Source organism: Nocardia sp. FBN12 (assembly GCF_054031145.1).
Map to the genome: position 1 here is coordinate 283669 of NZ_CM132926.1, position 12954 is coordinate 296622.

The window sequence follows — 12954 nt, forward strand, 5'->3', positions numbered from 1 at the left end:
CGATCGGCGCACCCTGCGCGTTCATCCAGCATTCCCCAAGTTACCGGCGCGGCAAGCCCGAATTCCCTCAGCGTGTTCGAGTACCCGGAGCTAGTCTCGAAAATGCGTCACCTGCGTTGCGAAATCGAAGCGAACCACAATCCATGGGAGTGGGCTAAACGATGACGGTCTCGTCGGAAATCTCCAGTGCGGCGTGGGCCGCGGGAATGCCGCAGAGTTTGCGCGGCGATCTCGCGACTCTCGAGGAGGCGTATTTCCGACACGTCGATGCCGGCGACGTGGACTTCCCGATCCCCGGAATCACCCAGATCTTCCGGCACCACATGGAATTGGCCGCCGTTCGCCGGCCGGGCAACGCCAAGGTGCGGGTACACCACCCCGACGACGGGACCGGAATGGGCGCGGCGGTCCAGGTCGTCACCGACGACATGCCGCTGCTGGTGGAATCGGTCACCGCGGCGCTTGGCCGGATGCAGGTGAGCGTCTCCGAGGTGATCCACCCGATCTTCGAGGTCACCCGCGACGAGGACGGCCACCTCACCGGCGCCGCGGCGCACGAGGTGGACGGCCACGGCGCGACCGGACTCACCGAATCGTGGATGCACCTGCAGCTGCACCCGTCGACCGGCAGAGCCCAGCTCGATCACATCGAACGCACCATGCCCGAGGTGATCGACGACGTCCGCCAGGTGATCGACGACACCGAGGCCATGGCCGCGGTGCAGAGTTCGCTCGCCGACGAGCTCGACCGGGCCGCTGCGGCCGGTGCCACGCCGTTCCCCGCCGTCGAGGTGTCCGACTGCGCCCAGCTGCTGCGCTGGCTGGCCGACGGCAACTTCACCCTGCTCGGATACGCGCGCTACCGCCGTGGTGTCGAGAACGGACACACCGTGTCGAGCGCGGTGCCCGGCGCGAGCCTCGGCGTCCTTCGCCCCGACATCGGCACCGACTTCCAGGTGCCCATCAACGGTGAGGACCGCCCGCTGCTGCTGCTCACCCAGGGGCTGGTGCGCGCGACCGTGCACCGCTCGGTGTACCCGTACTTCGTCGGTGTCGCCGACGTCGACGAGGCGGGCGCGGTGCTGGGCGTGCACCTGTTCATCGGCGTGTTCACCGTCAGCGCGGTGCACGAGAACGTGCTCGACATCCCGGTGATCAACCGCCGGGTTCGCACCGCGATCGAAGGCGCCGGGTTCGACAAGGACTCGTTCTCCGGGCAGGCGATGCTCGAGGTGATCGAGTCGTTCCCGCGCACCGAACTGTTCTCCGCCGACACCGAGGCCATGCGGCGCACCGCCGTCGCGGTGCTCGGCGTCGGTTTGCGCAGGCAGGTCCGGCTTTTCCTGCGCTGTGACGGCTACGGCCGCTTCGTGGCCTGCATGGTGTATCTGCCGCGTGATCGCTACACCACCGCGGTCCGCCTGGAGATGCAGGAGATCCTGGTCGCCGAACTCGGCGGTGTCGACATCGACTATTCGGCGCGGGTGAGCGAAAGCGAGCTCGCCAGTGTGTATTTCACGGTGATGTTGCCCGCCGACGCCACCGGCGGGGCCGCCACCGACACCTCCGAGGACAACCGGCTGCGACTGCAGTCCTTGCTCAACGCGGCCAGCCACACCTGGGACGACCGGATCGGCGATGCGGTCGCCTCCTCCACCGTGCTCGATCCCGCTGTGGTCAAACGGTATTCGGACGCACTGCCCGAAAGCTACAAGGAGGACTTCACCCCTGCCCGCGCGCTGGCCGACATCGTGCGGCTCGAGCAGCTCACCGAGGGTGGCATCGGTCAGTACCTGTACCGCAGGCCCGAGGCGGCGCCCGGTTCGTGGCGGTTCAGCCTCTACATCGCCGGTTCCGGTGTCTCGCTGAGCCAGGTGCTCCCGGTGCTGCAGAGCCTCGGCGTCGAGGTGGTCGACGAACGTCCCTACCAGCTCGAACGTGACGGCGGCACCGAGCGCTGGATCTATGATTTCGGGCTGGCTGCCCGCCCCGAATTGCTGCGCAACGCGCTCGGCGGCGACCTCGACGCCGCCCTGTTGCTCGAGGCCCCCGACCAGATCGACGCACTGCGCACCCGATTCACCGACGCCTTCGAAGCGGTCTGGTACGACCGGGCCGAAGCCGACGGACTCAATGAACTCGTGTTGCGCGCCGGCTTGCCGTGGCGGTCGGTCGCGATCCTGCGTGCGTACGCGAAGTACCTGCAGCAGGCCGGTTTCCCGTACTCCCAGGTCAATATCGCCCGCGTACTGCTGGCTCACCCGGAGGTCGCGCGCGATTTCGTCGACCTGTTCGCCGCCCGATTCGATCCGGCCACTGTCTCCGCCGAGGCCGCTGCCGAGCTCGAGGCGCGGGTGCGGGCCGGGATCGAGGAGGTGGTCAGCATGGATGCCGACCGCATCCTGCGCGCCATGCTCGGTCTGATCAAGGCCACGCTGCGAACCAACAACTACGTTCTCGACGCCGACGGCCGTCCGCGCGACTACCTGGCGCTGAAGGTGGAGCCGCGCGAGATCGCCGAATTGCCGAAGCCGCGACCGCAATTCGAGATCTTCGTGTACTCGCCGCGGGTCGAGGGCGTGCATCTGCGGTTCGGTTCGGTGGCACGCGGCGGCCTGCGCTGGTCGGATCGGCTGGAAGATTTCCGCACCGAGATCCTGGGGCTGGTCAAGGCGCAGGCGGTGAAGAACGCGGTGATCGTGCCGGTCGGCGCCAAGGGCGGTTTCGTGGTGAAGCGCCCGCCCGCGCCGATCGGCGACGCGGCTGTCGACCGCCAGGCGAGCATCGCCGAGGGTGTCGCCTGCTACCGCACCTTCATCTCCGGGCTGCTCGATGTCACCGACAATGTCGATCTGGCCACCGGTGCGGTGCTGCCGCCCGATCGGGTGGTGCGCCGCGACGGTGACGACACCTACCTGGTGGTCGCCGCCGACAAGGGCACCGCCAGCTTCTCCGATATCGCCAACGATGTGGCCCTGCGCTACGGATTCTGGCTCGGTGATGCCTTTGCCTCCGGTGGCTCGGCGGGCTACGACCACAAGGCGATGGGCATTACCGCCAAGGGTGCGTGGGAAGCGGTCAAACGCCACTTCCGGGAGATGGACATCGACACCCAGAGCCAGGAATTCACCGTTGTCGGTGTCGGCGACATGAGCGGCGATGTGTTCGGCAACGGCATGCTGCTCTCGCCGCACATCCGGCTGGTCGCCGCGTTCGACCACCGGCACATCTTCCTCGACCCGAACCCCGAGGCCGCGAGTTCCTTCGCCGAACGTGAACGGTTGTTCGCGCTGCCGCGATCGTCGTGGGCCGACTACGACCGGAGCCTGATCAGTGCGGGCGGCGGCGTGTTCGAGCGGACCGTGAAGTCGGTGCCGATCTCGCCGCAGGCACGGACCGCCCTCGGCCTGCCCGACTCCGTGCAGACGCTTTCGCCGCCGGAGCTGGTGCGCGCGATCCTGCTCGCGCCGGTGCAGTTGCTGTGGAACGGTGGCATCGGCACCTATGTGAAGGCGAGCACCGAATCCAATGCCGAGGTGGGCGACAAGTCCAACGACGCGGTGCGGGTCGACGGAAATCAGTTGCGGGTCAAGGTGATCGGCGAGGGCGGCAACCTGGGCGCCACCGCGCTCGGCCGGATCGAGTTCTGCCGCAACGGCGGCAAGATGAACACCGATGCCCTGGACAACTCCGCCGGCGTCGACTGCTCCGACCACGAGGTCAACATCAAGGTGCTGCTGGACGGTGTGGTCAGCGCGGGCGGACTCGCCCCCGCCGACCGCAATCCGCTGCTGGCCTCGATGACCGATGAAGTGGCTCGAATGGTGTTGCAGGACAACGTCGATCAGAACGTGTTGATCGGTATCGCGCGCACCGACGCGCCCCAGATGCTCACGGTGCACGGCCGTGTCATCACCGACCTCGAACAGCGCCGAGGCTTGGATCGTGAGCTCGAAGCGCTGCCCTCGCCAGCCGAACTGGCCCGTCGCGCTGAGGCGGGCGCCGGTCTGGCCTCGCCCGAACTGGCCAACCTGCTCGCGCATGTGAAGCTGGGACTCAAGGCCGATCTGCTCGACACCGATCTGCCCGACAGCACCTATTTCGCGACCAAGCTGCCGCTGTATTTCCCGACGCCGCTGCGCGAACAGTTCGGTGCGGCGATCAAGAAGCATCGGCTGCGCCGCGAGATCGTCACCACGATGATCGTCAACGAGGCCGTCGACTACGGCGGCATCACCTACGCCCATCGGCTCAACGAAGAGGTCGGCGCTACCACCTCCGACACGGTGCGCGCGTTCGCCGCGGCCAGCGAGATCTTCCAGCTCCACGACGTGTGGTCGCGCATCCGAAGCTCCGATGCGCCCGCCGGGGTGTGTGACCTGCTGGAACTGGAATCCAAGCGGACACTGGACCGGGCCTCGCGCTGGCTGCTGACCAACCGGCCGCAGCCGATCGCGGTCGGCGCCGAGATCAACCGGTATCACCGCCGGGTGCAGGAGCTGGCGCCGCAGGTACCGGGCTGGTTGCGCGGGCACCACGTCACCTCGCTCACCCAGGGCGCGGGCGAGCTGATCGCGCGCGGTGCGCCGACCGACCTGGCCACCGAGGTGTTCGGGCTGCTCGGGCTGTTCCCGCTGCTCGACATCGTCGACATCGCCGATATCACCGATCGCGACGGTGCCGAAGTGGGCGGTCTGTACTACGCGCTCAACGACCATCTCAAGATCGACTGGCTGCTCGAGGCGGTGAGCCACCTCGAACGGGGCGACCGCTGGCACGCGCTTGCCCGGCTCGCGCTGCGCGATGACATGTACGGTTCGCTGCGTTCGCTGACCCTCGATGTGCTCTCCGGGGGCGACCCGGAGGAAACGGCCGACGAAAAAATTGCATACTGGGAGTCGAAGAACCAGTCCCGGCTGGGTCGTGCGCGCGCGGCTCTGTCGGAATTGTTCGAGTCCGGGACCCACGACCTCGCCACACTGTCGGTTGCCGCGCGACAGGTGCGGAGCATGGTGAGCGGGGTGGGCGCCCAATCGGAGGTACCACGGTGACGAGTTCGCCGAACGGCAACACCGCCACGTCCGCACCGGAGTTGGTGTTGCCGCAGCGTTTTCACGCGAAAGTCGAGATCCGCTGGTCGGATATGGACGTGTTCCAGCACGTCAACCACGCTCGGATGGTGACCCTGCTGGAAGAGGCGCGGATTCCGTGGCTGTTCGACGACGACAAGCCGACGGCGTCGATGGGACGGCAAGGGTGTGTGCTGGTCGACCTGCACGTGAAGTATCGCGGGCAGTTGCGGCACGAGGACACCCCGCTCGACATCGCCATGTGGGTCAAGCAGCTGCGCGCGGTCGACTTCACCATCGGTTACGAAGTGCGGGCCGATGGCGCGGCCCCCGATTCGCCGCCCGCGGTCATCGCGACTACGCAGCTCGCCGCGTTCGACATCGACACGCAGCGGCTGCGCAGGCTCGCCGAGTCCGAACGTGACTACCTGGCGTTGTGGCGGGCCTGATTTCGTGAGCTCCGAACAGCGGGTGCTGCACACGCCCGACCCGGCCGAACGCGAAAACCTGGCCACCTTTCTCAGCCGCGCCATCCGGCTGGATCCGGCCGCTGTCGTCCGGTTGCGGCGGCGGGGGTCCAGCCTTGTATCAGCTTGGGTCGCAACGGGGTTCGAGACGCTCGCGGTGCGCACGATCACCGCTGAACTCGGTGTCGATGATGTCACCGTCGGCGCGGACATGGTCCTCGCCGGGCTCGGCACGGGCCACCCGATCGACCTCGGCTACTCGTTGGACTCGGCCTGGCGTGGTGCGCTACCGCCGACAGATGGATTCACCCACGTCGACGACATCCCCGCGCGAGCGCTCGTCGAATTGGCCGAACGTGGCGCCGACGTGGCACGCGAACACGGGGGGCCCAAGGGCCCGCCCGCGTCGCTGCTCGATCAGTCGGTGCTCACCGTCACCGGTCCCGGCGACCTCGAGGTGCAGGTGCCGATGCGCGTGGTCTTCGCGCTCACCGCAATGGATTTCATACCGCATGCGGGGGAGAAGACGGAGTCGCGGCGGATTCAGCCCTCGGAGTTGGTACGGGTTCGGGCGACCCGGACCTGGTTGCGGTTGGATGCGCGCTATGGCTCGGTGGCTCGGCGGCTGGGCGGTGGGATTCCGTTGTCGCCCAGCTGAATCGCATCGCGCCCGCGGCGCCAGGGGCGGTCAGTGCACGCCGATGAGTCGTAGCAGTGCGGTGGTGGCCGCCGCGGCCAGCACTGTGACGAGCAAAGGAGCGCGGCGCCAGGCGAGCACCCCGCCGATGGCGACGCCTGCGGGAAGGGCGACGCCGAGATGACCGGAACCGGTCGGCAGAGTCGCCGTCGCGACAAGTGCGGCGAGCAGGATCAGAGCGCCGGTGTCGAGAAGGTGAATTGCCCTGGGGGACAACCGTAGTCGGTGTCGCATCGCCGGCCCGGTCCAGCGGAGGGCGTAGGTGCCGACGGCCAGTGCCAACATCGCGGGCAGCAGATATGGCGCGTTCATGCCGTCACCGGATCCGCAGCGGTCGCGGGCGGTCGGAGCGCGAAGACCAGTCCGGCCAGTGCGATCAATACCGGCAGTCCCGCCGGCACGAACGGCGTCACGGCTACCGCCAACCCGGCGCCGACCAGCACCGGACGCAACGTCGCACGATCGCGCAGTGCGGGCAGGATCAACGCGAGCAGGATCACCGGGAACACCGCGTCCAGTCCGAGCGCCGACGTATCGGGGACCAGCGAACCCAGTGCCGCGCCGAGGGTCGCGCCCAGCGGCCAGCACAGCGCGACGCCGATCCCGCATGCCCAATACGCGGCACGTTTGCGCTCCTGATCGCCGGGGGCCGTGGCGAAGGCCACCGACTCGTCGTTGAGGACGTGGATACCGAGCACCCGCTTCCAGCCGCTCCCGAAGACCTCCGGCGCCGACAGCCCGTACGGCAGATGCCGCGCATTGAGCAGCAGCCCGGCCACCACCGCCGCCAGCGGACTACCACCGGCCGCGACGATCCCGAAGAACAGCAGCTCCGAGCCGCCCGCGAGCACCGTCACCGCCATCACGATCGGCATCCACATCGGGAACCCGGCCGCGATCGTCGACGCGCCGTAGGACACACCGAACAGGCCGACGGCAAAGCACGCCGCGGCTACGGCAGCCACGGTTCCCCGGTCGAGTGTTCGCCAGATCGAACGCATGTTGTTTATATTGAACGCATGGGGTGGGTAAAGTCAACGCGGTATCGCCAGCCCTCAGGAGGCGTAGATGGACCGGCAGGACCCTGTCGTCGGACCGCCCCAGGCGGTGATCGCGGCGGCGCTGCGTCGTGAACGCGGCCGCGCCGGCTTATCGCTGACGGAGGTCGCCAGTCGCGCGGGCGTCGCGAAATCCACACTGTCGCAACTGGAATCGGGCACGGGCAATCCGAGTCTGGAGACCCTGTGGGCGCTGTGCGTGGCGCTCGAGATGCCGTTCTCCCGGCTGCTCGACCCACCGCGCGCCAATGTGCAGGTCATCCGCGCCGACGAGGGCGCGCCCGTCCCATCGGCCGATGCCGACTACCGGGTGACATTGCTCGCAGCGGGCCAGTCACACACCCGCTGTGATGTGTACCGCATCGCGGCCGAACCCGGCCACACCCGCCGCTCGGATCCGCACAGCCCCGGCGTCGTCGAACATGTCGTGTTGGCAGCGGGCCACGCCATGGCGGGCCCGGCTGACGAGCCCGTGGAGATGCGCCCCGGCGACTACATCCGCTACCTGGGCGATCTCCCGCACATCTTCGAAGCCCTCGAACCGGGAACCTGGGCGACGATGGTCATCGAGAGCGCCTGAGTCGATCGACCGCAGTGTGTCAGGCGGCTCCTTCGCCGAGGTACTGCAACCAGATCGGATCCAGATCGGCGGTGGTGGACAGCAGTCGCCAGTGCGGGCCCTTGGGGGAGACCAGGGGATGGCGCAGGTGCCAGCCGAGGTCGGCCAGCATCTTGTCGGCCTTGCGGTGATTGCAGGGGGCGCAGCTGGCGACGCAGTTCTCCCACGAGTGTTCGCCACCGCGACTGCGGGGGATCACGTGGTCGATGGTCTCGGCTTTGCCGCCGCAGTATCCACAGCGGTAGTGGTCGCGATGCATGAGCGCGGCGCGGGTCATCGGCACGCGGGCGCGATAGGGCACCCGCACATAGGTGCGCAGGCGGATGACGGAGGGAATCGCGACTTGCGAGCCCGCGGAGTGCAGGACCGGGCCTTCCGGATCGTCGTGGACGGCGTCGGCTTTGGCGCAGATCAGCAGGACGACGGCGCGACGCGCGGACAGCGCGGTGAGCGGCTCGTAAGTGGCGTTGAGGAGGAGAACCCGGCGTTTGCGCCATGCGGCGGCGTCGTGGTCTCCGGCGAGGTGCAGAGGCGCGGGGATATGCGGCAGGTCGTGATGACCGTGTGCGCCCGGATGAGAATCGGACAAGATACGCAGCGGAACAGCCCCCGAGCCACGGTTGTGGACGTCGGCGGGCTGGAGTTGTCGGTGCGTGCGCGCCTCGTGTGAACGGGCGCTCGGTCGCTGCTTCATCTTCTTGACCTCAATTTCATGATTGGCAGGATCATGTGGTATCTGGGGCCGATACTGACCCCAGTTGACCATGGTTCTGCCGGTATTGCACGGCTATTTTTCAAACTTCCGGATGAACTGTGGTTGAAGGGCAGCGCGTTCGTGACCGTGGTGAACGGGGCACAATGGAGCGCGTGAGTACCGGTGAGCAGACAACGACCTCCTTCTACGAAGCCGTGGGCGGCGCGGAGACGTTTCGCCGTCTGGTGTCGGTCTTCTATCGAGAGGTCGCCGCAGACGAGATCCTGCGTCCGTTGTACCCCGAGGAAGACCTCGGGCCGGCCGAGCGACGGTTCCGGATGTTCCTCGAACAGTACTGGGGTGGTCCGCGCACCTACTCCGACGAGCGGGGACACCCACGCCTGCGCATGCGCCACAACCCGTTCGTCATCGGACCGCTCGAGCGCGACGCCTGGATGCGATGCATGCGGATCGCGGTCGGCGAGATCGAACCGTCGATCCTGGACGACGAACACCGCAAGGCCCTGCTCGACTACTTCCAAATGGCCGCAGCATCCCTCCAGAATTCCCCAGCCTGACCCCAGCAGGCGTACACCGTATTCCCGCAGCGTCCCTTCAGAACGCTCCAGCCTGACCCCAGTAGGCGTACACCGTATTCCCGCAGCGTCCCTCCAAAACGCCCCGTAGGCGCCTCCCCCGATGGTACGGGTGCCTGCTGTTCGCTGATGACCAGCAGATAGCGCCCCGGTTTCGGGTCGACGCCGCCTTTTACCACGATGTTTCGCAGCACCGTGGCGAACGCTGGTTATTTGCGGGATTCGCAGAAAGTCTCACCTCACATGATTATCCCGGGCGAACTTTGGCAATATTGCACGTGTGACACAGACACCTGCCTCGCCGGTGCCGGGGGAAGCAAGCACCGCTCCGTGGTGGAAAACCGCCGTGTTCTATCAGGTCTACCCGCGTTCGTTCGCAGACTCCGATGGTGACGGTGTCGGCGATCTGGGCGGTGTGCGCGAGAAGATGGGGTACCTGGAGCTATTGGGCGTAGACGCGCTGTGGATCTGTCCGGTGATGCGGTCACCGCAGGCCGACGGCGGCTACGACGTGTCCGATCCGCGCGATATCGACCCGCTGTTCGGCGGGCTGGCGGCGCTGGACGAGTTGATCGCCGAGGCGCACGACCGCGAGATCAAAGTGACGATGGATCTGGTGCCCAACCACACCAGCACCGAACACGTGTGGTTCGCCGAGGCATTGGAGGCCGCGCCGGGCAGTCCCGAACGCGCCCGCTACATCTTCCGCGACGGTCGCGGAGAGAACGGCGAAGAGCCGCCCAACAACTGGCCGAGTATCTTCGGCGGCCCCGCCTGGACCAGGATCACCGAGCCCGACGGCAAGCCGGGGCAGTGGTATCTGCACATCTTCGCGCCCGAACAACCCGACCTGAACTGGGACAACCCCGAGATCGCCGACGACTTCGAGAAGACCCTGCGCTTCTGGCTCGACCGCGGCGTCGACGGTTTCCGCCTCGATGTCGCGCACGGCATGGCCAAGCCCGAAGGCCTGCCCGACATGGACAAGGTCGAGACCAAGATGCTCGTCCACGACGACGACGATCCCCGCTTCAACAACCCGGGCGTGCACGCCATACACCGCCGTATCCGCACGGTGCTGAACGACTATCCGGCAGCGGTCTCGATCGGCGAGGTATGGGTCGACGACAACGTCCGCTTCGGCGAGTACGTCCGCCCCGACGAACTGCACCTGGCGTTCAACTTCCGGCTCGCCGAGACTCCCTTCACCGCACAGGGCGTCCACGACGCGATCACGCACTCGCTCGACGCGGTCGCCGACGCGGGCGCCCCGCCCACCTGGACGCTGTCCAACCACGACATCGAACGCGAGGTGACCCGCTACGGCGGCGGCAAGGCCGGCGTCGCACGGGCGCGGGCGATGATGATGGTCGAACTCGCCCTGCCCGGCGCGGTGTTCATCTACAACGGCGCCGAACTCGGCCTGCCCAATGTCGACGACCTGCCCGACGAGGTCCTGCAAGACCCCGTGTGGGAGCGCACCGGCCACACCGAACGCGGCCGCGACGGTTGCCGGGTGCCGATTCCGTGGGAAGGCGCGACCACACCGTTCGGATTCACCCAGGGCACGCCGTGGTTGCCGATCCCGGCCGACTGGGCCGAACGCACCGTCGAAGCGCAACTGGAAACCCTGCACTCGACGCTGTCGCTGTACCGACTGGCGATCGACCTGCGTGCCACCCGCCCGGAGTTCGCGGGTCAGCGGATCGAGTGGTACGGCAGTCCCGACGGCTGCCTGGCCTTCCGTCGTCCAGGCGGGCTGACCTGTGTGCTCAACGCCTCCGACGGCTCGATCCAGCTGCCACCGGGGGACGTGCTGCTGTCCAGCGCGCCCGTCGCCGACGACCGGTTGCCGCCGAACGCGGCGGCCTGGTTGGTGTGACACGCGCGTTAGGGACAGCCGGGGGATGAACTACTACACAGCATCGTCTACCTTTGGAGCGTGAGCATTCTCGAGACAGTGCTGATCTTCGTCGGCATCCCGGCCGCGATCTACTTCGCGATCGCGGGCTTGTCCTATCTCGGTAAGCCATTCCCCGGTGAGAAGCCGGCCCACTTCGCACTCGGGCAGAAGTGGACCCACCGGCCGGTGCTGTGGAGTGCGACCGATGAGGTGACCGCTGCGGCGGGTCACCACACCGCCGAGCCGCATGGCAGTCATGCGGCTCTCGAAACCGCGCATGCGGAGCTGATCGGAGGCCGGGCAAGTGGCAAGTTCTAATTGGCCCGCGGTGGTCGAGGCCGACCTGCCGCACGGATTCGCGCTGACCAGCAGCGGCCGCGTGTCCGGCGTGCACGAGCCGGGCACCGTGTTCGACGAGGTGCCGTTTACCGACCATGAGCGCATCTCCCTCGACAACGCGCTCACCGAGGCGACCCGCGCCACCAAGGTCCGCTTCAACATCTACCTCGGCGACCTCGGCGCCGATCCGGCGGCCGGTGCCGACGCGATCCTGCCGAACACCCCGGAGTCGGCCGATTCGGTGCTCATCGCCGTGTCCCCGAACCAGGGCGCGATCGAGGTCCGCTCCGGTGCGAACGTGGCCGAGCGCGCCAACGACCGCATCTGCCAGCTCGGCGTCACCGCCGCCCTGGCCTCGTTCCGTCAGGGCAACCTGATCGACGGCCTGATCTCGGCCTCCCGCGTGATGGCCGCCGCGATCGGCCGCTAGCTCGTTCTCTTCCGGACGGCGCGTTCACCTCATGGTGAACGCGCCGTTGGTGTTTGCGGACTTTCGTGACGAAGGAATACGGACACCGCCTGTCAGGTTCTAACCGCTGAAATCAATTTAGCGAGTTAGGAAATGCCATGATGAACCAGATCAGCCACCACACCGTCGAGATCCAGGGGCAGTCCCTCTTCTATCGCGAGGCGGGCGACCCGGACAAGCCGACTCTGCTTCTACTGCACGGCTTCCCGTCCACCTCGGCGATGTTTCGCAACCTCATCCCTGCGCTCGCCGACGACTATCACGTGATCGCCCCCGATCACCTGGGCTTCGGCCAGTCGTCGATGCCATCGGTCGACGAATTCGACTACACCTTCGACAAGCTCACCGAGCTCACCCGCGAACTGCTCGACACCCTCGGCATCGAACGCTTCGCGCTCTACATCCAGGACTACGGCGCCCCCATCGGTCTGCGGATCGCCGCGCGCAACCCCGAGCGGGTCAGCGCCATCATCACCCAGAGCGGCAACGCTTATATGGCGGGCTTCACCCCGTTCTGGGAGGTGCTGTTCGCGCACGCGACCGACCGTGTCACCCATGAGCCCGAAGTGCGCAAGCTGCTCGAGCTCGACGCCACGAAATGGCAGTACACGCACGGTGTTCCGGCCGACCGGCTCGCGTTGGTGAGCCCGGATACGTGGACCCTCGACCAGTCCTACCTGGACCGTCCCGGCAACAAGGAGATCCAGCTGCAACTGTTCTTCGACTACAAGAACAACCTCGACGGTTACCCCGGCTTCCAGAAGTACTTCGCCGAGCACCGGCCGCCGACACTCATCGCCTGGGGCGAGCACGACGAGATCTTCGGCGCCGACGGTGCCCGCGCCTACCTGCGTGACTTGCCCGACGCCGAACTGCATCTGCTCGACGCGGGCCACTTCGCGCTGGAGACGCACGGACCCGAGATCGCCGCGCTGATCCACGACTTCCTCGGCCGGGTCGTGCGCTGAGCTCGGTGGACGGCTGGGCATCGGGGGTGCCCGGCCGTCCGGATGGCATCGAGTAACCTGGTCGGCGGTCTATCG

The 12954-nt window shown here is 67.2% G+C and carries 12 protein-coding genes; 9 read left to right on the forward strand and 3 right to left on the reverse strand.

The window, feature by feature from the left end:
• The first annotated feature begins 161 nt into the window (after positions 1-161).
• The 3 genes from ACWZHB_RS01625 to ACWZHB_RS01635 are packed head-to-tail and all read left to right on the forward strand — an operon-like array spanning position 162 to position 6194.
• Positions 162-5051 (forward strand): NAD-glutamate dehydrogenase, encoded by a 4890-nt coding sequence (locus ACWZHB_RS01625; RefSeq protein WP_427906172.1) that lies wholly within the window; start codon positions 162-164, stop codon positions 5049-5051.
• Positions 5048-5518, forward strand: coding sequence for an acyl-CoA thioesterase (locus ACWZHB_RS01630; RefSeq protein WP_427906173.1), 471 nt, complete (start codon positions 5048-5050; stop codon positions 5516-5518). Before ACWZHB_RS01625 ends, ACWZHB_RS01630 begins: the two co-directional genes overlap by 4 nt.
• 4 nt (positions 5519-5522) lie before the next feature.
• Entirely contained in the window at positions 5523-6194 is a 672-nt protein-coding gene (locus tag ACWZHB_RS01635; protein WP_427906174.1) for a hypothetical protein, read from the forward strand.
• Positions 6195-6224: 30 nt separating this feature from the next.
• Here ACWZHB_RS01635 and ACWZHB_RS01640 read toward each other — a convergent pair whose 3' ends face one another.
• Together ACWZHB_RS01640 and ACWZHB_RS01645 are read right to left on the reverse strand one after the other, a co-directional pair.
• Complete coding sequence (locus ACWZHB_RS01640) at positions 6225-6545, reverse strand: AzlD domain-containing protein (protein WP_427906175.1); 321 nt, start codon at positions 6543-6545, stop codon at positions 6225-6227.
• Positions 6542-7234, reverse strand: a complete 693-nt coding sequence (locus tag ACWZHB_RS01645; RefSeq protein ID WP_427906176.1) for an AzlC family ABC transporter permease — start codon at positions 7232-7234, stop codon at positions 6542-6544. The genes ACWZHB_RS01640 and ACWZHB_RS01645 overlap by 4 nt, the downstream gene beginning before the upstream one ends.
• A gap of 67 nt (positions 7235-7301) precedes the next feature.
• Here ACWZHB_RS01645 and ACWZHB_RS01650 point away from each other — a divergent pair, with 67 nt between their 5' ends.
• A complete protein-coding gene (locus ACWZHB_RS01650) occupies positions 7302-7871 on the forward strand; it encodes a helix-turn-helix domain-containing protein (protein WP_427906177.1) in 570 nt (189 codons plus the stop codon).
• 19 nt (positions 7872-7890) lie between these two features.
• Here the strand turns inward: ACWZHB_RS01650 and ACWZHB_RS01655 are convergent, their stop codons facing one another.
• Positions 7891-8604: an HNH endonuclease gene (locus ACWZHB_RS01655; RefSeq protein WP_427906178.1), complete on the reverse strand. Its 714-nt coding sequence runs from the start codon at positions 8602-8604 to the stop codon at positions 7891-7893.
• A gap of 164 nt (positions 8605-8768) precedes the next feature.
• On the opposite strand from ACWZHB_RS01655, the gene ACWZHB_RS01660 reads away from it, so the two are divergent.
• The 5 genes from ACWZHB_RS01660 (at position 8769) to ACWZHB_RS01680 (ending at position 12879) form a co-directional block, all read left to right on the forward strand.
• Positions 8769-9182: a globin gene (locus tag ACWZHB_RS01660; protein ID WP_427906179.1), complete on the forward strand. Its 414-nt coding sequence runs from the start codon at positions 8769-8771 to the stop codon at positions 9180-9182.
• A gap of 298 nt (positions 9183-9480) precedes the next feature.
• A complete protein-coding gene (locus tag ACWZHB_RS01665; protein ID WP_427906180.1) occupies positions 9481-11082 on the forward strand; it encodes a glycoside hydrolase family 13 protein in 1602 nt (533 codons plus the stop codon).
• 60 nt (positions 11083-11142) lie between these two features.
• Positions 11143-11421 carry an aa3-type cytochrome oxidase subunit CtaJ gene (ctaJ, locus tag ACWZHB_RS01670; RefSeq protein ID WP_194829561.1) on the forward strand — a complete coding sequence of 93 codons (279 nt, stop codon included), beginning with the start codon at positions 11143-11145 and terminating at the stop codon, positions 11419-11421.
• Positions 11408-11872, forward strand: coding sequence for a DUF5130 domain-containing protein (locus ACWZHB_RS01675; protein WP_427906181.1), 465 nt, complete (start codon positions 11408-11410; stop codon positions 11870-11872). Before ctaJ ends, ACWZHB_RS01675 begins: the two co-directional genes overlap by 14 nt.
• A 140-nt stretch (positions 11873-12012) precedes the next feature.
• Positions 12013-12879 carry an alpha/beta fold hydrolase gene (locus ACWZHB_RS01680; protein WP_427909046.1) on the forward strand — a complete coding sequence of 289 codons (867 nt, stop codon included), beginning with the start codon at positions 12013-12015 and terminating at the stop codon, positions 12877-12879.
• Positions 12880-12954: the final 75 nt, after the last annotated feature.

Excerpts from the sequence above, each read along its gene's own strand:
- ACWZHB_RS01625 (WP_427906172.1), top strand. The coding sequence starts at position 162 with ATGACGGTCTCGTCGGAAATCTCCAGTGCGGCGTGGGCCGCGGGAATG.
- ACWZHB_RS01640 (WP_427906175.1), bottom strand. The coding sequence starts at position 6,545 with ATGAACGCGCCATATCTGCTGCCCGCGATGTTGGCACTGGCCGTCGGC.
- ACWZHB_RS01645 (WP_427906176.1), bottom strand. The coding sequence starts at position 7,234 with ATGCGTTCGATCTGGCGAACACTCGACCGGGGAACCGTGGCTGCCGTA.
- ACWZHB_RS01650 (WP_427906177.1), top strand. The coding sequence starts at position 7,302 with ATGGACCGGCAGGACCCTGTCGTCGGACCGCCCCAGGCGGTGATCGCG.
- ACWZHB_RS01655 (WP_427906178.1), bottom strand. The coding sequence starts at position 8,604 with ATGAAGCAGCGACCGAGCGCCCGTTCACACGAGGCGCGCACGCACCGA.
- ACWZHB_RS01660 (WP_427906179.1), top strand. The coding sequence starts at position 8,769 with ATGGAGCGCGTGAGTACCGGTGAGCAGACAACGACCTCCTTCTACGAA.
- ACWZHB_RS01680 (WP_427909046.1), top strand. The coding sequence starts at position 12,013 with ATGAACCAGATCAGCCACCACACCGTCGAGATCCAGGGGCAGTCCCTC.